This window comes from Caulobacter sp. KR2-114, assembly GCF_049446115.1.
GTDB lineage: Bacteria > Pseudomonadota > Alphaproteobacteria > Caulobacterales > Caulobacteraceae > Acaudatibacter.
In genome coordinates this window covers 423,846-441,898 of the sequence record NZ_JBMSEC010000004.1, presented here as the reverse complement: position 1 = coordinate 441,898, position 18,053 = coordinate 423,846, and the positions used below count along the sequence as shown (strand labels likewise).

Sequence of the window (18,053 nt, the reverse complement as noted above, 5' to 3'; positions counted from 1 at the left end):
GAAGCCCCGATGACGACCTCCCTTGCTCCCGTCGTTCCAGCCGAATGGTCGCCCCACCGCGCGATGTGGGTGGGCTTTCCCAGCCACGCCGACCTCTGGGAGGAGAACCTGCAGCCGGCGCAGGCCGAGGTCGCCGCCCTGGCGCGGGCCCTGGCCGAGGTCGGCGGCGAGCGCGTGAAGCTGATGGTCGGCCACCCGGGCGCCTTGGCCGCGGCCCAGGCGCTGGTCGGCGACGTGGCGAACGTCGAGATCGTCGACGGCCGCTTCGGCGACGTCTGGCTGCGCGACACCGGCCCGATCTTCTTCGCCCCCGACCCTTCAGGCGCGGTTCGGGCCGCCGCGTTCCGGTTCAACGGCTGGGGCGGCAAGTACATCCTGGATCACGACGACACCGTGGCCGGCCAGATCGGCCAGGCTTCCGGGGCAGAGCTGGCGACGCACGACTTCATCCTGGAAGGCGGGGCCCTGGACCATGACGGGGTAGGGACCGTGCTGACCACCCGCCAGTGCCTGCTCAACCCCAACCGCAACCGCGGCTGGAAAGAGGCCGACGCCGAGGCCGCCCTGGCCGGCGCCCTGGGCGCGCGCAAGGTGCTGTGGCTGGGCGACGGGCTGATGAACGACCACACCGACGGCCATGTCGACAACCTGGCCCGGTTCGTCGCGCCGGGCGTCGTCGCCTGCCCGATGGCCTTCGGCCTGGACGATCCCAACGCCCACGCCTACGACCAGGCCGCCGAGGCCCTGGCGGGCATGACCGACGCCGACGGGCGGGCGCTGAAGGTGCTGCGCATCCCCTCGCCGGGCCGGATCATCGACGAGGACCACCGCTCGGTCCCCGCCAGCCACATGAACTTCCTGATCGCCAACCGGGCGGTGATCGTGCCGACCTACGGCGGCCGGGCCGGCGACTTCGCGGTGGAGGCCTTGAAGAGCGCCTTCCCGGACCACACCTTGCTCGGCCTGCCGTCCCGCGCCCTGCTCACCGGCGGCGGCTCGTTCCACTGCATCTCGCAACAGGAGCCCGCCTGAGATGGCCCGCACGCCCAGCGCCCGTACGCTTCGCCTGGCTGCGATCCAGACCCACTACGGCGAGGACCTGGCCGACAACCTCGCCCGCACCGCGGACTTCATCCGCCAGGCGGCGGCGGCCGGCGCCCAGGTGATCCTGCCGTCCGAGCTGTTCCAGGGGCCGTATTTCTGCGTCGCCCAGGAGGAGCGCTGGTTCGCCACCGCCCACCCCTGGCGCGAGCACCCGTGCGTCAAGGCCCTGGCGCCGCTGGCCGGGGAGCTGGGCGTTGTGCTGCCGATCTCGATCTTCGAGCGCGAGGGGCCGCACTATTTCAACAGCCTGGTGATGGCCGACGCCGACGGCGCCCTGCTGGGCGTCTATCGCAAGAGCCATATCCCGGACGGACCGGGCTATATGGAGAAGTACTATTTCCGGCCCGGCGACACCGGCTTCAAGGTGTGGGACACCCGCCACGGCCGCATCGGCGTCGGCATCTGCTGGGACCAGTGGTACCCGGAAGCCGCCCGCGCCATGGCGCTGGCCGGCGCCGAGGCGCTGCTCTACCCCACCGCCATCGGCTCGGAGCCGCACGACCCCAGCCTGGACACCGCCCTGCCCTGGCGGCGGGCGATGCAGGGTCACGCGGTGTCCAACATCATCCCGGTGGTGGGCGCCAACCGCACGGGCTTCGAGCCGTGGGATGGCTATCCGGGCGGCGGCCAGCGGTTCTACGGCTCCAGCTTCATCGCCGACCATCGCGGCGACCTGGTCTCCGAGCTGGGGCGTGACGACGAGGGCCTCGTCTCGACGACGGTCGACCTCGACTTCCTGGCCACGCACCGCGCCGCCTGGGGCTTCTTCCGCGATCGCCGGCCGGACCTCTACGGCGCCCTGAGCGCGCCCCGCCCGGCCTGAGGGCGAACGCCTTGGAGCTCGAGACCGGGCGCCTGATCCTGCGCCGCTGGCGGGCCCGCGACCGCGAGCCCTATGCCGCGCTCACCGCCGATCCGGAGGTCATGCAGTGGCTGGGCGGCGTGCTCGACAAGCACGACAGCGCCGAGCACATGGACCGCTGCGACGCCCATTTCGATCCCTGGGGCTACGGCCGCTGGGCGATCGAACGCCGGGCCGACGGCGCCTTCCTGGGCTACTGTGGCCTGGCGGGCATCTGGCCGGGCCTGCCGGTCGAGGGCGTCGAGATCGGCTGGCGGCTGGCGCGCCACGCCTGGGGCCAGGGCTATGCGTCCGAGGCCGCCCGCGCGGCGATCGCCGACGGCTTCGCCCGGTTCGACTTCCCGGAGATCCTCGCCTTCACCGCCGAGGCCAATGCGCGCTCGCGGGCGGTGATGGCCCGGGTGGGCCTGGCGCCGGATCCCGCGAGGGACTTCGATCATCCGCAGCTGCCGCCGGGCGATCCGCTAAGACGCCACCTGGTGTTCGCGATCCGCCCTTGATCACCCTCCCCCTTGTGGGGAGGGACAGCCCGCGCAAGCGGGCAGGGTGGGGAACGCCTGCCGGCGCACAGGCCGGTCTCGCTAGCCGGTGGGCTCCATCTCACTTCCCCACCCTGATCGCTGCGCGATCTGTCCCTCCCCATAAAGGGGAGGGTGGGCTGAGCGCCTTTCTCCCCCGCATTGCAACATTGACCCCGGACCCCCGGCGCCCTACGCCGCGCGCCATGCTGCAAGGACTGACCCAACAGGCGCGCGAGGCGCGGCCCTGGACCTTCGAGCAGGCGCGAAACCTGATGGCGCGGATCCTGCGCCTGCGCCTGGAGAGCGACGCCGATCGCGACCTCGCCGCCACCCTGATCGCCGCCGGCAAATTCGGCGAGCTGACCCAGACCTTCCCCGCCCTGGTCGCCAGCCCGGTGATCTTCCAGTGCGGCTATGGCGCCTCGGGCACGCCGCACATGGGCACCTTCGGCGAGGCCGCGCGCCCGACCATGGTGCGCAACGCCTTCCGCGCCCTGACCGACGACCTGATCCCCACCCGCCTGATCGTGTTCTCCGACGACATGGACGGCCTGCGCAAGATCCCCAGCAACATGCCCAACCAGGCCATGCTGGAAGAGGACCGCGACAAGCCGGTCACCCGCGTGCGCGACCCGTTCGGCGAGTACGAGAGCTTCGGCGCGCGCAACAACGCCCTGGCGCGGGCCTTCTTCGACAGCTTCGGCTTCGACTACGACTTCATCTCGTCGACGGACTTCTACACCTCCGGGCGGATGGACGAGGTGCTGCTGCGCATCCTGGCGCGGTTCGACAAGGTGCAGGCGGTGATGCTGCCGACCCTGGGCGAGGAGCGGCGCGCCACCTATTCGCCGTTCCTGCCGATCAGCCCCAAGACCGGCAAGGTGTTGCAGGTCCCGACCCTGGAGCGGCACGTCGAGCGCGGCACGATCGTGTTCGCCGACGAGGACGGCGAACTCACCGAGGTCCCGGTCACCGGCGGCCACGTGAAGCTGCAGTGGCGTCCCGACTGGGCCGCCCGCTGGACCGCGCTGAAGGTCGACTACGAGATGTCCGGCAAGGACCTGGTCGATTCCATCCGCGTCTCCGAGAAGGTCACCCGCGCCCTGGACGGCGTCCCGCCGGAGAGCTTCCACTACGAGCTCTTCATGGACGAGAACAACCAGAAGATCTCCAAGACCAAGGGCAACGGCCTGACCATGGAGGAGTGGCTGCGCTACGGCGGGTCCGAGAGCCTGGCCTACTACATGTTCCAGTCGCCGAAGTCGGCCAAGCGGCTGTATTTCGACGTCATTCCCAAGGCGACCGACGAGTATCTGCAGCAGCTCGACGCCTATCACCGGAACGCTGGATCAAACACTGCCAACCCGCTCGACAACCCGGTGTGGAGCGTGCACGGCGGCCATCCCCCGGCCAAGGGCTCGCCGGTGTCGTTCAGCCTGCTGCTGAACCTGGTCTCGGCGGCCAACGCCTCGGACAAGGCGATCCTGTGGGGCTTCCTCAGTCGCTATATCCCGGGCGCCACGCCGCAAAGCGAGCCGCTGCTCGACCGGCTGACCGACTACGCCCTGCACTATTACGAGGACTTCGTGCTGCCGGCGAAGACCTTCCGCGCGCCGGACGACCGCGAGCGGGCGGCCATGGCCGATCTCGCCGCGCGCCTGCGCGCGCTGCCGGCCGGCTGCCAGGACGCCGAGCTGATCCAGAACGAGGTCTACGAGGCGGGCAAGGCCGGGGGCTTCGAGCCGCTGCGCGGCTGGTTCACCGCCCTCTACGAGGTGCTGCTGGGCCAGACCCAGGGGCCACGGTTCGGCTCGTTCGTCGCCCTGTTCGGCCTGGAGAACAGCCTTGGGCTGATCGACAGGGCGCTGGCGGGCTAGGACGCCAGCCCCACCGCATCGCCGGGGGCGATCGTCGCACCCTCGGTGACGTGGACGTAGATCCCGCACAGCACATGGCCATACTGGGCAAACAGCTCCGCCGGCACGTCGATGTCACGCACGGCGCTGGCCGGGTCGACCTGCGTCGCCGCGCAGCGCACGATCGGCTTGAAGACGCTGGCGCGGGCCGCGCCGATCGCCAGGGTCTGCCCCTGCCAGGTGTTCTCGATCCACGCCGGCCAGCCGTCGACATACAGGTTGCCGCGGAAGCGCAGCGGGTCCACCGGGCGGCCCAGCCTTTGCTCCAGATCACGGACACTGGCCAGGTTGATGATAGAGACGTGGCCCAGAGGATGATCCAGGAAGCGATGTCCCCCGCCATCGACGACCCGCAGCGGCCCGGTCGCCGCCGCGCCCAGAAGCGCGCCGAGCCAGGCCTCGAACGCCGCGCGCCCGGCCGGCTCGGTCAACTTGCCGTGAAACTGCGCCAGGCCGTCGGCCGTGGCCGTCAGGGTCCCGCTGTCGGTGTCGAAGGCGGTCCTGGCCCGTGCAACCTCGGCGATCTTGGCCAGGACGGCGAACTTCTGCTTGGGAATGAACCCCGGCGCCGCCGGATCGAAGCCGCTCGGGCCATCTTCGACGGCGTACAGGCGATCGCCCGGGAAGGCCGCGCCGGCGCTCAGCGCGGCCCGGTCAAGCTTTTCCGGCGTAAACCCCTTGATCGGGTGGCGGAAAAGAGAAGAGATAACCCCGGTCATGGCGCACCCCTGCCAGGACGCGGCAAGCAAGACAAGCGTGGAACCGAGACCGCAACGAGGGTTTCACAGGCGATGAGCTTGAGTTCGAGGTCGGACCCGGCGGACGAGGGGCGCAAACCCTCCATGCGCGAGGCCGCCAAGATGGCGCCGTGGCTGGCGATCCTGGCCATGGCCGCGCTCTGGCCGCGCCGGCGCAAGCCGGGCGAGCCCGTCGAGGAACGGCCGCTGACGCCGGAGGACTTCGCCGCCGCCGAGCCCGGCCGCGGCCGCGACGCCGAGGCGCCCTGGGAGATCCCGGCGCTGGGCTGGAAGGACATCTTCTGGCGCACCTACCGCGAGATGGGCCGCGACCGGCTGGGCGCGCTGGCCGGCGGCATCACCTTCTTCGTGCTGCTGGCCACCTTTCCGGCCGTGGCCGCCTTCGTTTCGCTGTACGGCCTGTTTTCCGACGTCAGCTCGGTGGAGCGGCAGCTGGAGCACATGTCGACGGTGTTCCCGCGCGACGCCGTCACCCTGATCGGCCGCCAGATGCTGCGCCTGGCCACCCAGCGCCAGGCCACCTTGAGCGCCGCCTTCGTGGTCTCGACCCTGGTCTCGGTGTGGAGCGCCAACGCCGGGATGAAAGCGCTCTTCGACGGGCTCAACATCGCCTACGACGAGCTGGAGAAACGCGACTACCTGCGCCGCACCCTGGTCACCTATGGCGCCACCTTCTCGGCCCTGGCCTTCCTGGTCGCCGTGGCGGTGATCCTGGTGGGCGCGCCGGTGCTGTTCGAGCAGATCGGCATCCAGCGCTACGGCTTCTGGTGGCGGCCGATGCGCTGGGTGGTGGTGTATCTGATCGCCGCGGCCGGCTTCACCCTGCTCTATCGCTATGGCCCCAGCCGGGTGCACGCCGCCTGGCGGTGGGTGGCCGGCGGTGGCGCGGCGGCGGCGCTGCTGTGGATGGCCGGCTCGCTGGGCTTTTCCTGGTACGTCAACAACTTCACTCACTTCGGCGTGACCTACGGCTCGCTGGGCGCGGTGGTCGCCTTCATGCTGTGGGTGTGGTTCTCGGTGATGGTGCTGCTCACCGGGGCGGAGTTCAATTCCGAGATCGAGCACCAGACCGCCTGCGACACCACGGCCAAGCGCGCGCCCCGGCCGATGGGCGAGCGCGGCGCGGCCGTGGCCGACAATCTCGGCAAGGCCTTCACCGTCTCCCCGCGCGAGGCGATGGACTGGAGCATGGCCTTCGCCGGCCGCCAGGTCGGCTATGTGACCAGCTTCCTGCGCCGGGCGGTGGGGCACCGGACCTAGGGGGCGGACGATCCGTCGCGGGCCTTGCGCCCCCTCCCCACTGTCATCCCGGAATGGGCGTCAGCCCATATCCGGGACCGCCGGAAACGCTGAGGTTCGCCGGCCGTAGCGGGCGCCGGCGCCTGCCGCGGTCCCGGATATCCGCTGCGCGGATTCCGGGATGACAGAAGAAGGGGAGGCGAGCACCCCCCTCACGCCGTCTCCTTCTTCGGCGTGACGAAGTCGTAGACGCGCACCGTGGACTGGCCGGGCGGCAGGCTCAGCACCTCGGGGTGGCCCAGGGTCTTCTTGGCGTCGGCGTAGCCGGTCTTCCAGTGGTCCTCCATGGTCTGGCGGGAGAACTCGTAGTCCTTGGACTGGCCCTCGTAGGTGGGCGAGCGGTAGATCAGCTGCACGATGTTGTAGACCGCCGGGTCGGACGCCTCCGCCAGCAGGCGCGCCTGGGACGTGGCGGCCAGCTCGGGCGGCATCTGCGCCAGCAGTTCCTGGAACACCTCGCGCAGCTTCTGCATGCGGCGGAACTCGTCGGTGGCGGCGCGGGTGCGGCTGGAGAACTGGATCTCCTTCATGCGCACCGCCACCTCGGCCAGGTCCCTGGGCAGGTCGCCGCGCGCGCTCCACAGGTCCACCTGGAAGATCAGGGTGTCGAGGTCGGAGCGCGCCGACAGCACCCACTCCAGCGGCGTGTTGGAGACCATGCCGCCATCCCAGTAGCACTGGCCGTCCACCTCCACCGCCGGGAAGGCGGGGGGCAGGGCGCCGCTGGCCATGATGTGGCGCGCGTCGATGGTGTCCTTGGCGTTGTCGAAATAGGCGAAGTTGCCGGTGGCGACGTTCACCGCGCCGACGCTGAAGCGCATGGTGCGGGCGTTGATGCGGTCGAAGTCCACCAGCCGCTCCAGCGTGCCCTTCAGGGCGGCGGTGTCGTACCAGCTGGTGGCCGCGGGCGTGCCGTTCGGCTGCAGCGGCGGCGGCGGAAAGCGCGGCGTGAAGAAGCCGGCCACGCCATTGACCATCGCCTGGCCGGCCGAGACCTGGTTGATCACGTCGCGGATGGCGTTGTGCTCGAACAGCGGCGTCCAGGCGCCGGCCCAGTCGGTGTGGGCGCTGACGCCCTCCCAGAACGCCTTCAGCTTGGCCACCCGGTCCTGCGGCGGGTTGCCGGCGATGATCGCGCTGTTGATGGCGCCGATGGAGATGCCGGCGATCCAGGTGGGTTCGATGCCGTGCTCGATCAGCGCCTCGTACACCCCGGCCTGATAGGCCCCCAGGGCGCCGCCGCCCTGTAGCAAGAGGGCGATGCTCTGGAACGGGGTGTCGGTCTTCTTCGACGGCTCCGGCGGCGCGACGGCCCCCTTGGGCCGGGTCGGGTCCAGACGCTTGGCCATGACTACTCCCGTTCCGGAACGGGCACATTGAATCCGTTCAGGGTCACCGACACCAGGGCGTACAGCCCCACCAGATAGATCAGCTCGTTGGTCGCGTGCTGGCCGAAGGTCCTGATCGCCAGGCTGTACACCGGCTCGGGCAGCACGCCGCCGCGCGACAGGGCGTAGGCCACGTCGAAGGCGACGTTCTCCTCCGGCGACAGGTCCGCCGGCTTGAGATCGGCGGTCAGGGTCGACAGCCGCTCGGGGGTCATGCCCTCGCGTTCGGCCACGGCGATGTGGGCGTAGATCTCGTAGGCGGCGTCGAACCTTGCGCCCACCACCAGGATGGCGATCTGGCGGACGTTGTCGGGAAGCGTCGCCTCGGCGGTCATCGCCAGGGTGAAGTCCCAGATCGCCCGGCCGATCTTCGGCTCGTGCAGCCAGGGGTTCCACGGCCCCATCAGGGCGCCGTCCTCGCGCTCCACCTTGAAGGCGTTGAAGTTGCTGGCGATGCCCTTTCGCATGTCGTCGTAGAGCGGCTTCTGCTCTGCGGTCAGCTGGTCGGGCGGGATCAGGGGCAGGCGCATGGAAAGGACCTCGGGGGGGAAAGGCGTTGCGCAAAACACCCTCCGGCGGGCCGCCGTGGGCATGGTGGTTCCAGGCGCATCCACCCATCCGCCCGGGATCTCGCCCGGTGCGGCGGCGATCATGGCCTGCCGCGGGCGGGACGGTCACGTCGGATTCCGGCGTTTTCGCCCCGCCTCACGGCGGCTTGATCAAGGCTCAGCTTGCTCCGCGGGACCTGCCCGCGGGCGCTGCGCCCTACGGCTTGTAGTTCAGGTCGATCGAGGCGACGCCGACGGCGAGGTTGATGCCGGGGTTGCCTTCGACGCTCAGTGGCGCGAGCTGGATGGTCTTGTTCGAGCCGCCGACGAGGGCGTTGGCGCTGCCGCCGACGCCGGCCGAGGCGCCCGCGCTGACGCCGCCATAGCTGCCGGCCAGCGAACCGGAGGCCAGGTCGTTGGTGGGGGCGAACACCGTCCACACCATCACGCCGCCCTTCTGGAAGCCGATGTCGACGCCGTACTTGTTGATCTTGCCCTCGTAGTTCTCGCTGACGCCGGGCTTGGGCGAGAAGGTGCAGTTCAGCTCGCGGCTCGACCCGAACACCAGACCCCAGCCGCTGGAGACGTTGCAGGTCAAGACGCCGACCTTCACCCCGCCGGACTCGGCGTGGGCCTGGGCGGCGAAGCTCAGCGCGCCCAGCACGGCGGCGGCGGCGAGGGCGGTTTTGGCTTTGGACGCAAGACGCATTGGGGGGAAGCCTCCTGATGATGATGGTTCATTGAACACGGTTCTGTGAATATTAGCCAGAGGGCGCATGCTGACGCTTGTCTGTCCTGGCGGTTTTCGAACCGTCGTGCGGCGGGCTGCAGGGCGGGGGCTGGCCGGGGGCGGCCGACTCCTGCTACGGAACGGAGCATGAACCCTGGTCTTCTGATCGCCATCGCCGTCTGCGCCGTCGCCGCCGTGGTGATGGGGCTGTGGGCCCTGGCCGAGCGCGCCCGCGCCGCGCGGGCGGAGGCCCAGGTCCTGGCCCTGTCCGGCCGCGCCGTGGAGGCGGAGGCTCGCGCCAGGCTGCTGGAGGCCCAGCCGGAGCTGATCCGGGCCCAGGCGGCGCAGTCGGCCAATGCGGTGGCCGAGGAACTGGTCAAGCGCGCCACCGAGAGCTTTCAGGCGCAGGACCGGCTGGCCCAGGCCAAGCTGGAGGCCCAGCTCAAGCCGGTGGCCGAGACCCTGGCCAAGGTGCAGGAACAGGTGGCCGCCGCCGAGAAGGCGCGCGCCGAACAGGCCGGCGGCCTGAAGGCGCAGATCGAGCAGATGCTCACCGCCTCGGCCGCCACCCAGGCGGAGGCGCGCAAGCTGTCCAGCGCCCTGCGGCGCGGCGCCGGGGTGCAGGGACGCTGGGGCGAGCAGACCCTGGTCAACGTGCTGACCGCCGCGGGCCTGCACCAGCACTACGACTATGAGGAGCAGCCCAGCCTCGACACCGAGGAGGGCCGCCGCCGGCCGGACTTCACCGTGCGCCTGCCCGGCGGCGGGGTGTTCGTGATCGACGCCAAGTGCTCGCTGAACGCCTATCTCGACGCCCAGGACGCCCCCGACGAGGCCGGCCGCCAGGCGGCGCTCGCCCGGCACGCGGCCAGCGTGCGCGCGCACATCGCCGGCCTGTCGGCCAAGGCCTACTGGGACCAGTTCAAGGTCGAGGGCTCGCCCGACTTCGTGGCCATGTTCGTGCCCGGCGACGTGTTCCTGGCCGCCGCCCTGGACCAGGCGCCGGACCTGATGACCGAGGCCATGGACCGGCGCGTGCTGCTGGTCACGCCCACCACCCTGTTCGCCCTGTGCAAGGCGGTGGCCTATGGCTGGCGGGTGGAGGAGCAGGCCAAGGGCGCGGCCAAGATCGCCGACCTCGGCCGCGAGCTTTACAAGCGCATCGCGGTGATGGGCGGTCACGCCCTGCGGCTGGGCAAGTCGCTGGAGGATTCGGTGAAGCGCTACAACGAGTTCGCCGGTTCGCTGGAGACCCAGGTGCTGACCCAGGCCCGCCGGTTCGAGGACCTGGCCGCCGACCACGTGGGCAAGGAGATGCCGGTCCTGCCGGCCCTGGACACGGCGGTGCGGCCGCTCAGCAAGCTGGCGCCAACTGACGCACGCCCGGCGCAAGTCTTGACGGTGGATCAGGAGCTTACTACCTCGGCGGAATGACTATCCGCCCCATCCTGACCGTCGACGCCGACATGGCCGTGCTCAAGCAGGTCTCCGCCCCCGTGGACCGGGTGGACGATGATCTGCGCGCGCTGATGGATGACATGCTGGAGACCATGTACGACGCCCCCGGCATCGGCCTGGCCGCCATCCAGGTGGGCGTGCCCAAGCGGGTGATCGTCATGGACCTCGCCCGCGGCGAGGAGGAAGAGCCCCAGCCGCGCTATTTCGTGAACCCGGAGATCCTCTGGGCCTCGGAAGACACCCTGCCCTACGAGGAAGGCTGCCTGTCGATCCCCGAAATCTACGACGAGGTGGAGCGCCCGGCGAAGGTCCGGCTGCGCTACCTCGACTACAACGGCGCCGTCGTCGAGGAAGAGGCCGAGGGCCTCTACGCGGTCTGCATCCAGCACGAGATGGACCACCTGGAAGGCGTCCTCTTCATCGACCACCTGTCGCGCCTGAAGCGCGAACGCGCGGTCAAGAAGGTGATCAAGGCCGCCAAGGCGGCCTGAGCCGGCGCGTGGGCGCCTGAACCCCTCACCCTCCCGATCGCTGGTCGCGATCGGGCCCCTCCCTCTCCCTATGGGAGAGGTGTTTTTTTCAATCCAATCAGAGGGATGGCGCCAGGCGTCGCCATTCTCCTTTACCTCTCCCACAGGGAGAGGGAGGGGCCCGAGGCCGGCGCGACAGCGACGGGCTTGGGAAGGTGAGGGGCTCCGCCGCCATAGCGGCTGGCGCGCCCTCAGCTGTCCGACTTGCGCTTCACCTCGTGCGCCGTGCCGCGCACGGCGGCGCGGGCCTGGTCGCCGGTCTCCTTCAGTTCGCGCTTGGCCTGGTCCGCGGTCTTCCTGACCTCGGCCCTGGCCTTGGCCACGTCGGCGCTGGCGGCGAGCTTGCGCACGCCGAGCCTGGCGTCGGCCACGACGTTGTGGGCGTCGCGCTGGGCCTGTGACTGGTCATGGCGGCTGCAGGCGCCGGCGGCGGCCAGGGCCACCAGGGCGGCGAGGGTGAGGATCGGGCGCATGGGCAGGTCTCCGTTGCTGTGCCAACGGCGCCCCACGCCCTCGGTTCCGCGCGGGGTTCCAGCCGCCGCCGCCAGTCGCTAAAGCCTTGCCCATGCGCATCGCCTTCCTGGGAACCCCGGACTTCGCCGTCCCGACCCTGGCCGCCCTGATCGAGGACGGCCACGACGTCGCCTGCGTCTATTCCCAGCCCCCCGCGCCGCGCGGCCGCGGCCAGGCGCTGCGGCCCTCGCCGGTGCACGCCTTCGCAGAGCGTCACGGCCTGACCGTGCGCACCCCGGTGTCGATGAAGGCGCCCGAGGAGATCGCCGCCTTCGCCGCCCTCGACCTCGATGCGGCGGTGGTGGTGGCGTTCGGCCAGATCCTCACGGCCGACGTGCTGAACGCGCCGCGCCTGGGCTGCTTCAACCTGCACGCCTCGCTGCTGCCCCGCTGGCGTGGCGCCGCGCCGATCCAGCGGGCGCTGATGGCCGGCGACGCCCAGACCGGGGCCGAGGTGATGCGCATGACCGAAGGCCTCGACGAGGGGCCGGTGCTGGCCACCACCACCCTGCGCATCGGCCCGCTGGACACCGCCGGCACGCTGCACGACCGCCTGGCGCCCGCGGGCGCGGCGCTGATGGCGCAGACGATGCGCCAGGTGGCCGCGGGGACCGCGCGCGAGACGCCGCAGCCGGCCGAGGGGGTCACCTACGCCAGGAAGATCCGCCCGAAGGAGGCGCGCATCCGCTGGGACCGCCCCGGCCAGGCGGTGGACCTGCAGATCCGCGGCCTGTCGCCGTTCCCCGGCGCCTGGTTCACGGCGCCCTCCGACAAGGGGTCCGTGCGGGTCAAGGCGCTGCTCTGCCGGTTCGAGGACACCGATGGGGATGCCGACGGCGCGCCGGGCGAGGTCCTCGACGACGACCTGCTGATCGCCTGCGGCGGTGGGGCGGTGCGCATCCTGCGCGCCCAGCGCGAGGGCCGCGCGGCCCAGGACGCCGCCGATTTCCTGCGCGGCTTTCCGGTCAGGGCCGGGACGGTGCTGGGCTGATGCCGCGCTATCGGCTGACGCTGGAATACGACGGTCGTCCGTACAAGGGCTTCCAGGCGCAGGACGGCCTGCCCACCGTGCAGGGCGCCGTCGAGGCCGCGGTCAAGGCCTTCACCGGCGAAGAGATTCGCCTGCAGGCGGCGGGGCGCACCGACACCGGGGTGCACGCCTCCGGCCAGGTGATCCACATCGACCTGACCCGGGACTGGCGGTGCGAGGTGGTGATGAATGCGCTGAACGCCCACCTCGTGCCGCAGCCCGTGGCCGTGCTGGACGTGGCCCTGGCGCCGCCACCCTTCCATGCCCGCTTCTCGGCCGCCGGCCGGCGCTACCTCTACCGCATCCTCAACCGCCCCGGGCCGCCGGCCCTGGACCAGGGGCGGGTTTGGCACGTCAAGAAGCCGCTGGACGCCGCGGCCATGCACGCCGCCGCCCAGGGCCTGGTGGGTCACCACGACTTCACCACCTTCCGCGACGCCGCCTGCCAGGCCAAGTCGCCGATGAAGACGCTGGACCAGGTGCGGGTGTGGCGCGAGGGCGACGAGGTGCGGCTGGCGTTCGCCTCGCGCTCGTTCCTGCACCGCCAGGTGCGCTCGATGACCGGCTCGATCGCCGAGGTCGGCGTCGGCCGCTGGGGCGCGGACGACCTGGTCGCCGCGCTGCAGGCACGGGACCGCACCGCCTGCGGCCCGGTGGCCCCGGCGCACGGCCTGTGCCTGGTGGGCGTGGATTATCCGGACACGGAGTAGGGGCCCGGACACCGCTTCTCTTCCCCCACTGGGGGAAGTACCCGCGAAGCGGGGGTAGGGGGCTCCAGCGGAGAGCGGACTTTCGCCCCGTCGCGGGCGCGCTTCAGCCCCCATCCCGGCCTTCGGCCGTACTTCCCCCAGTGGGGGAAGAGAAAGGGAGCTCCGCAAGGCCTGCCAAGGCCTTCACCTCTCTTTCGGAGGTGAGGCGCCGCCGCCGACCTCAGCCGAACTTCGCGAAATAGTCGGCGATCAGCCGCTTGTAGACGGCCGTCAGGGTGCGGATCTCGCTGACCGGCGCGCGTTCGTCGACCGCGTGCATGGTGGTTCCCACCAGGCCGAACTCGACCACCGGGCACAGGGCGCGGATGAAGCGGGCGTCGGAGGTGCCGCCGGTGGTGGAGAGGTCCGGCTCGACCCCGGTCTCGGCCTTCACGGCGCCGGCCACCACCTCGGTGAAGTCGCCCGGCGCGGTGAGGAAGGCCTCGCCGCTGATGTGGGTCTTCACCGTCACCTTGCCGGCAAAGCCCGCCCCGGCCTTCTCGCCCTCCTCGGTCAGCCACTGGGCCAGGGACGCGCCGGTGTGGCCGGGATTGAAGCGGATGTTCACCCGGGCGGTCGCCTGGGCCGGGATCACGTTGGTGGCGGCATTGCCGACGTCGACGGTGGTCACCTCCAGGTTCGACGGCTGGAAGCCCTGGTAGCCCTGATCCAGCACCTTGTCCTGCACGGCGGCCAGATAGCGGATCAGCACGGGAACGGGGTTGGCCGCGCGCTGCGGATAGGCCACGTGCCCCTGTCGGCCCTCGACGGTGATCGTGGCGTTGATCGAGCCGCGGCGGCCGATCTTGATCATGTCGCCCATGGTGGCGCTGGAAGTGGGCTCGCCCACCACGCAGTGGTCGATGCCCTCGCCCTCGGCCTGCAGCGCCGCCACCACGGCCTTGGTGCCGTCGACGGCGATGCCTTCCTCGTCGCCGGTGATCAGCAGCGAGATCGATCCGCGCGGCTCGCCGGCCGCCAGGGTCTGCGCCGTGGCGTCGATGAAGGCGGCGATGGCGCTCTTCATGTCCACCGCCCCGCGGCCGATCAGGATGCCGTCCTTCAGCGCCGCCTCGAACGGCCCGACGCTCCAGGCGCCCTCGTCGCCCACCGGCACCACGTCGGTATGGCCGGCGAAGCACAGGTTCGGCCCCTGCAGGCCGCGCCGGGCGTAGAGGTTCTCGATCTCGCCGAACTTCATCCGCCGGCAGGCGAAGCCCAGTCCTTCCAGGGCGCGCTGCACCACGTCCATGGCCCCGCCGTCGGCCGGCGTCACCGAGTTGCGGCGGATCAGCTCGCGGGTCAGCTCGACCGCATCGATAGGGACGATCGGGGGGGCAATGGTGACGGCGGTTGTCATGAGGCGTCCTTTACGGTGCCCTTCAGGCCGCCGCAAACCCCTGGGAACCTTGACGATGAAGAAGATCGACATCGACGCCATGCCCGTGCTGGCCGGCAGCAACTATCCCGCGCCGTTCAACCAACCCTGCGAGGGCCAGCTCTGCCGCCGCCTGGCGCGCGGCGCGGGCCTGACCCAGTTCGGCGTCAACCTGACCGTGATCCAGCCCGGGTCCTGGTCCAGCCAGCGGCACTGGCACACGCACGAGGACGAGTTCGTCTGGGTGGTGTCCGGCGAGCTGACCCTGATCACCGACGCCGGCGAGGAGGTGCTGCGCCCCGGCGACTGCGCCGCCTTCAAGGCCGGCGACCCCGACGGCCACCACCTGGTCAACCGCTCCGGCGCGCCGGCGACAGTGCTGGAGATCGGCACGGGGTACGCCGAGGACGTCTGCGACTATCCGGACATCGACATGGTCAGCAACCCCCACGGCCCCGGCTACCTGCACCGCGACGGCGCGCCCTATCCGGTGACGGAGGGGTAGGGGGGGGCCGCCCGCTCTTCGCCTCCCATCCCCCTTCTGTCATCCCGGAATCCGCGCAGCGGATATCCGGGACCGCGGCAGGCGTCGGCGCCCGCTACGTCCGAGAAACGTCAGCGCCTCCGGCGGTCCCGGATATGGGCTGACGCCCATTCCGGGATGACAGTGGGAGGGCGCTGTGTCGGGCGACGGGGCGCCGCCGCGCCCGCTATTCCCCCTCGCCGAGCTCGCGGGCCTCCTCCGGCAGCATGATCGGCACGCCGTCGCGGATCGGGTAGGCCAGGCGGGCGCCGCGGCTGATCAGTTCGCCGCGGGCGCGGTCGTACTCCAGCGGGCCGCGGGTGACCGGGCACACCAGCACCTCCAGCAGGCGCGGATCGACGGGGGCGGACTGCGGCGTGGAGTCGGCGGCGGCCTCGGGGGGAGCCGGTTCGGGGGTGATTTCGGCGTCGGTCATGGCGCCCGTCTACTGCAGCGAGGGCGGCTCGTCATCGTCGTCGTCGCCCAGGCCCGCCTCGTACAGCCCGGCATCGATCTCCAGCAGCGCCGCCAGGGCGGCGCGGCGCTCCTCCAGGCCGGGCGCCTCCAGCAGGGCCTGCTTCTCGGCGGGGTCGAACGGCAGCAGCATCGACAGGCTGTTGACCAGGGCCGGGGCGGGGGCGACGTTGACGGCCTCCCACTCGATGTCCAGGCCGCGCTGGTCGAGGTAGCGGCGCAGCACGGTCAGGAACGGCGCCCGCTCGAACTCGAGCTCCTCGACGTCTTCCTTCAGGTCGTGGGCGAACAGGCCGTAGTCCGCCTTGACCTGGCGATAGGGGGTCGGCGTCGGCAGCTCCTCGCCGACCTCGAAGCGGCACACCCCGGTCAGGGTGATCAGGTAGCGGCCGTCGCCGGTCTCCGAATAGCTGGTGATCCGCCCGGCGCAGCCCACCCGCGCCAGTTTCGGCCGGGCGCGCTCGCCGCCGGGGCGGGTCTGCACCATGCCGATCAGCCGGTCGCCCGCCATGACGTCGTCGATCATGTTCAGATAGCGCGGCTCGAAGATCTGCAGCGGCAGGGCGCCGCCCGGCAGCAGCAGGGCCCCGTCCAGCGGGAACACCGGGATCACCTGCGGCAGGTCCTCGATCTTGCGGTAGTTCCCGGCGACCATGGCGGCCCCCTTCTGCTGGCTCAGGAGAACAGGATCGCCGACAGCCGCCGCCGGCCCTGCTTGGTGATGTCGGAGGCCATGCCGGCGGCCTCGAACACCGTCAGCAGCTGCTTGCGCGCCGCCTCGTCGTTCCAGGCGCGGTCGCGTTCGATGATGGTCAGCAGCTGGTCCACGGCGCCCTGCAGGTCGCCGCGGCCGGCCAGGGCGTTGGCCAGTTCCAGCCGGGCCGCGTGGTCGTTGGGGTCGGCGGCCAGGCGCTGCTCGAATTCCGAGGTTTCCGACGGCGCCGCCTCGGCCAGCTTCAGCGCCGCGCGCACGCTCTCCAGATCGCCGTTCCTGGCGTCCGCCGGGGCCATCTCGGCCACCTCGCGGGCGCGCTCCAGGTCGCCGCCGTCGAGATAGCAGCGGGCCAGGCCGCCGATCGCCGCGACATTCTCCGGCTCCAGCTGTAGCACCTGGGCATAGGCCTGGGCGGCGCCGCCGATGTCGCCGACCTCGACCGACTCCCTGGCCATGGCCAGCAGCTCGTCGATGTCCGAGGGCGCGGCCGGCCCGGCCAGGCGGTCGATGAAGGCCTTCACCTGGCTCTCGGGCAGGGCGCCCATGAAGCCGTCCACCGGCCGGCCGTCCTTGAAGGCGTAGACCGTGGGGATCGACTGCACGCGCAGCTGGCCGGCGTAGACCGGGTTCTTGTCGACGTCGATCTTGACCAGCTTCACCGCCCCCTTGGCGGCGGTCACCACCTTCTCCAGCGTCGGGGTCAGCTGCTTGCAGGGGCCGCACCAGGTGGCCCAGAAGTCGACGATCACCAGCTGGTCGCGCGAGGCGTCGATCACGTCGGCCGCGAAGCTGGCGTCGCTGCCTTCCTTGATGAGGTCGCCGGCCGGCGCGGCTTGGGCGGTGGCTCCGATCAGGGACATGTCCCCTCCGTACTAAGGGTCTGGACTAAGGGTCTGGCCAGTCAATTCTGGAAACTGCGGCCTAAGATGGTCCCGCGCGGGCCGTCCTGCAACGCGCCAGAGAACGCTGGCGTCGTAGAAGGGTTCGATCCTCGGACTCAGGAGGTCTGCGCCGCGCCCTCGCCCACGCGGCTGAAGTCGACGATCTGCGGCTCGCGGCCCAGGGCGGCCAGGAACCGCCGGAAGCCGGCCTGGCTCAGGGTGGTGGTGGCGGTGTTGGTCAGCGGATGGAAATTCACGGGATCGGCGGCGGCCAGGGCGGCGTCCAGCACGAAGCGCACGCGGTGGTCCGGATCGTTGATCAGCGCCAGCGCGGTGACCGATCCCGGCGTCACCCCCAGGTGGGCCAGCATCAGCGCCTCATTGCCGAACGACAGCCGCGCCGAGCCGATCACCGGCGGCAGCCGCTTCAGGTCGATGCGCGTCTCGCCCAGGGCCGAGATCAGCCACAGCTGGTCCTTGGCGTCCTTCAGGAACAGGTTCTTGGTGTGCCCGCCGGGCAGGGCGGCCTTGATCGCCTCGCCCTCGCCGACGCGGAAGATCGCCGGGTGCTCCAGCGTGGCATGGTCGACGCCCTCCGCATCCAGGAAGGCCATCAGCTCGGCGCGGGTCTTCATGCGGCGCTCTTTGCACAGCGGCCGCCACGCGGCTAGAGGTT

The 18,053-nt window shown here is 71.0% G+C and carries 20 protein-coding genes; 10 read left to right on the top strand and 10 right to left on the bottom strand.

Going from position 1 to position 18,053, the window contains the following annotated elements; genetic code table 11:
- Positions 1-9 precede the first annotated feature (9 nt).
- The 4 genes from ACO2Q3_RS17245 to ACO2Q3_RS17230 all read left to right on the top strand — a co-directional run bounded on the left by ACO2Q3_RS17245 (position 10) and on the right by ACO2Q3_RS17230 (position 4,364).
- Entirely contained in the window at positions 10-1,032 is a 1,023-nt protein-coding gene (locus ACO2Q3_RS17245) for an agmatine deiminase family protein (protein ID WP_423308738.1), read from the top strand.
- Between the two features lies 1 nt (position 1,033).
- Entirely contained in the window at positions 1,034-1,927 is an 894-nt protein-coding gene (aguB, locus tag ACO2Q3_RS17240; protein ID WP_423308736.1) for an N-carbamoylputrescine amidase, read from the top strand.
- Positions 1,928-1,938: 11 nt separating this feature from the next.
- A complete protein-coding gene (locus ACO2Q3_RS17235; RefSeq protein ID WP_423308734.1) occupies positions 1,939-2,466 on the top strand; it encodes a GNAT family N-acetyltransferase in 528 nt (175 codons plus the stop codon).
- A gap of 224 nt (positions 2,467-2,690) precedes the next feature.
- Entirely contained in the window at positions 2,691-4,364 is a 1,674-nt protein-coding gene (locus ACO2Q3_RS17230) for a lysine--tRNA ligase (RefSeq protein ID WP_423308732.1), read from the top strand.
- On the opposite strand, the gene ACO2Q3_RS17225 is transcribed toward ACO2Q3_RS17230, so the two are convergent.
- On the bottom strand, positions 4,361-5,122 hold the full coding sequence (locus ACO2Q3_RS17225; RefSeq protein ID WP_423308730.1) for an MOSC domain-containing protein: 762 nt from the start codon (positions 5,120-5,122) through the stop codon (positions 4,361-4,363). The genes ACO2Q3_RS17230 and ACO2Q3_RS17225 overlap by 4 nt on opposite strands.
- 72 nt (positions 5,123-5,194) lie before the next feature.
- On the opposite strand from ACO2Q3_RS17225, the gene ACO2Q3_RS17220 reads away from it, so the two are divergent.
- Positions 5,195-6,421 (top strand): YihY/virulence factor BrkB family protein, encoded by a 1,227-nt coding sequence (locus tag ACO2Q3_RS17220; RefSeq protein WP_423308728.1) that lies wholly within the window; start codon positions 5,195-5,197, stop codon positions 6,419-6,421.
- 191 nt (positions 6,422-6,612) lie between these two features.
- Here ACO2Q3_RS17220 and ACO2Q3_RS17215 read toward each other — a convergent pair whose 3' ends face one another.
- The 3 genes from ACO2Q3_RS17215 to ACO2Q3_RS17205 form a co-directional block, all read right to left on the bottom strand.
- Positions 6,613-7,809, bottom strand: coding sequence for a patatin-like phospholipase family protein (locus tag ACO2Q3_RS17215; RefSeq protein WP_423308726.1), 1,197 nt, complete (start codon positions 7,807-7,809; stop codon positions 6,613-6,615).
- 2 nt (positions 7,810-7,811) lie between these two features.
- Positions 7,812-8,378: a carboxymuconolactone decarboxylase family protein gene (locus ACO2Q3_RS17210; protein ID WP_423308724.1), complete on the bottom strand. Its 567-nt coding sequence runs from the start codon at positions 8,376-8,378 to the stop codon at positions 7,812-7,814.
- Between the two features lie 235 nt (positions 8,379-8,613).
- Positions 8,614-9,105 carry a DUF992 domain-containing protein gene (locus ACO2Q3_RS17205; RefSeq protein ID WP_423308722.1) on the bottom strand — a complete coding sequence of 164 codons (492 nt, stop codon included), beginning with the start codon at positions 9,103-9,105 and terminating at the stop codon, positions 8,614-8,616.
- A gap of 168 nt (positions 9,106-9,273) precedes the next feature.
- On the opposite strand from ACO2Q3_RS17205, the gene ACO2Q3_RS17200 reads away from it, so the two are divergent.
- Positions 9,274-10,560: a DNA recombination protein RmuC gene (locus ACO2Q3_RS17200; RefSeq protein ID WP_423308720.1), complete on the top strand. Its 1,287-nt coding sequence runs from the start codon at positions 9,274-9,276 to the stop codon at positions 10,558-10,560.
- Positions 10,557-11,075, top strand: coding sequence for a peptide deformylase (gene def / locus ACO2Q3_RS17195; RefSeq protein ID WP_423308718.1), 519 nt, complete (start codon positions 10,557-10,559; stop codon positions 11,073-11,075). The genes ACO2Q3_RS17200 and def overlap by 4 nt, the downstream gene beginning before the upstream one ends.
- Before the next feature lie 230 nt (positions 11,076-11,305).
- Here def and ACO2Q3_RS17190 read toward each other — a convergent pair whose 3' ends face one another.
- A complete protein-coding gene (locus tag ACO2Q3_RS17190; RefSeq protein ID WP_423308716.1) occupies positions 11,306-11,587 on the bottom strand; it encodes a hypothetical protein in 282 nt (93 codons plus the stop codon).
- 92 nt (positions 11,588-11,679) lie between these two features.
- Between ACO2Q3_RS17190 and fmt the strand changes: the two genes are divergently transcribed.
- Both fmt and truA read left to right on the top strand, forming a co-directional pair.
- Entirely contained in the window at positions 11,680-12,618 is a 939-nt protein-coding gene (gene fmt / locus ACO2Q3_RS17185) for a methionyl-tRNA formyltransferase (protein ID WP_423308714.1), read from the top strand.
- The gene (truA, locus tag ACO2Q3_RS17180; protein ID WP_423308712.1) at positions 12,618-13,367 is read left to right on the top strand and encodes a tRNA pseudouridine(38-40) synthase TruA; all 750 of its coding nucleotides are present in this window, start codon (positions 12,618-12,620) and stop codon (positions 13,365-13,367) included. Before fmt ends, truA begins: the two co-directional genes overlap by 1 nt.
- Before the next feature lie 220 nt (positions 13,368-13,587).
- Here truA and dapE read toward each other — a convergent pair whose 3' ends face one another.
- On the bottom strand, positions 13,588-14,766 hold the full coding sequence (gene dapE / locus ACO2Q3_RS17175) for a succinyl-diaminopimelate desuccinylase (RefSeq protein ID WP_423308710.1): 1,179 nt from the start codon (positions 14,764-14,766) through the stop codon (positions 13,588-13,590).
- Between the two features lie 55 nt (positions 14,767-14,821).
- On the opposite strand from dapE, the gene ACO2Q3_RS17170 reads away from it, so the two are divergent.
- Positions 14,822-15,289, top strand: a complete 468-nt coding sequence (locus tag ACO2Q3_RS17170; RefSeq protein ID WP_423308708.1) for a cupin domain-containing protein — start codon at positions 14,822-14,824, stop codon at positions 15,287-15,289.
- Between the two features lie 205 nt (positions 15,290-15,494).
- On the opposite strand, the gene ACO2Q3_RS17165 is transcribed toward ACO2Q3_RS17170, so the two are convergent.
- The 4 genes from ACO2Q3_RS17165 to ACO2Q3_RS17150 all read right to left on the bottom strand — a co-directional run bounded on the left by ACO2Q3_RS17165 (position 15,495) and on the right by ACO2Q3_RS17150 (position 18,012).
- A complete protein-coding gene (locus tag ACO2Q3_RS17165) occupies positions 15,495-15,743 on the bottom strand; it encodes a Trm112 family protein (RefSeq protein ID WP_423308706.1) in 249 nt (82 codons plus the stop codon).
- Between the two features lie 9 nt (positions 15,744-15,752).
- Positions 15,753-16,436, bottom strand: a complete 684-nt coding sequence (locus ACO2Q3_RS17160) for an LON peptidase substrate-binding domain-containing protein (RefSeq protein ID WP_423308704.1) — start codon at positions 16,434-16,436, stop codon at positions 15,753-15,755.
- Positions 16,437-16,456: 20 nt separating this feature from the next.
- Positions 16,457-17,356 (bottom strand): thioredoxin, encoded by a 900-nt coding sequence (trxA, locus tag ACO2Q3_RS17155; protein ID WP_423308702.1) that lies wholly within the window; start codon positions 17,354-17,356, stop codon positions 16,457-16,459.
- 137 nt (positions 17,357-17,493) lie between these two features.
- Positions 17,494-18,012, bottom strand: coding sequence for a prolyl-tRNA synthetase associated domain-containing protein (locus tag ACO2Q3_RS17150; protein WP_423308700.1), 519 nt, complete (start codon positions 18,010-18,012; stop codon positions 17,494-17,496).
- Between the last annotated feature and the right edge of the window lie 41 nt (positions 18,013-18,053).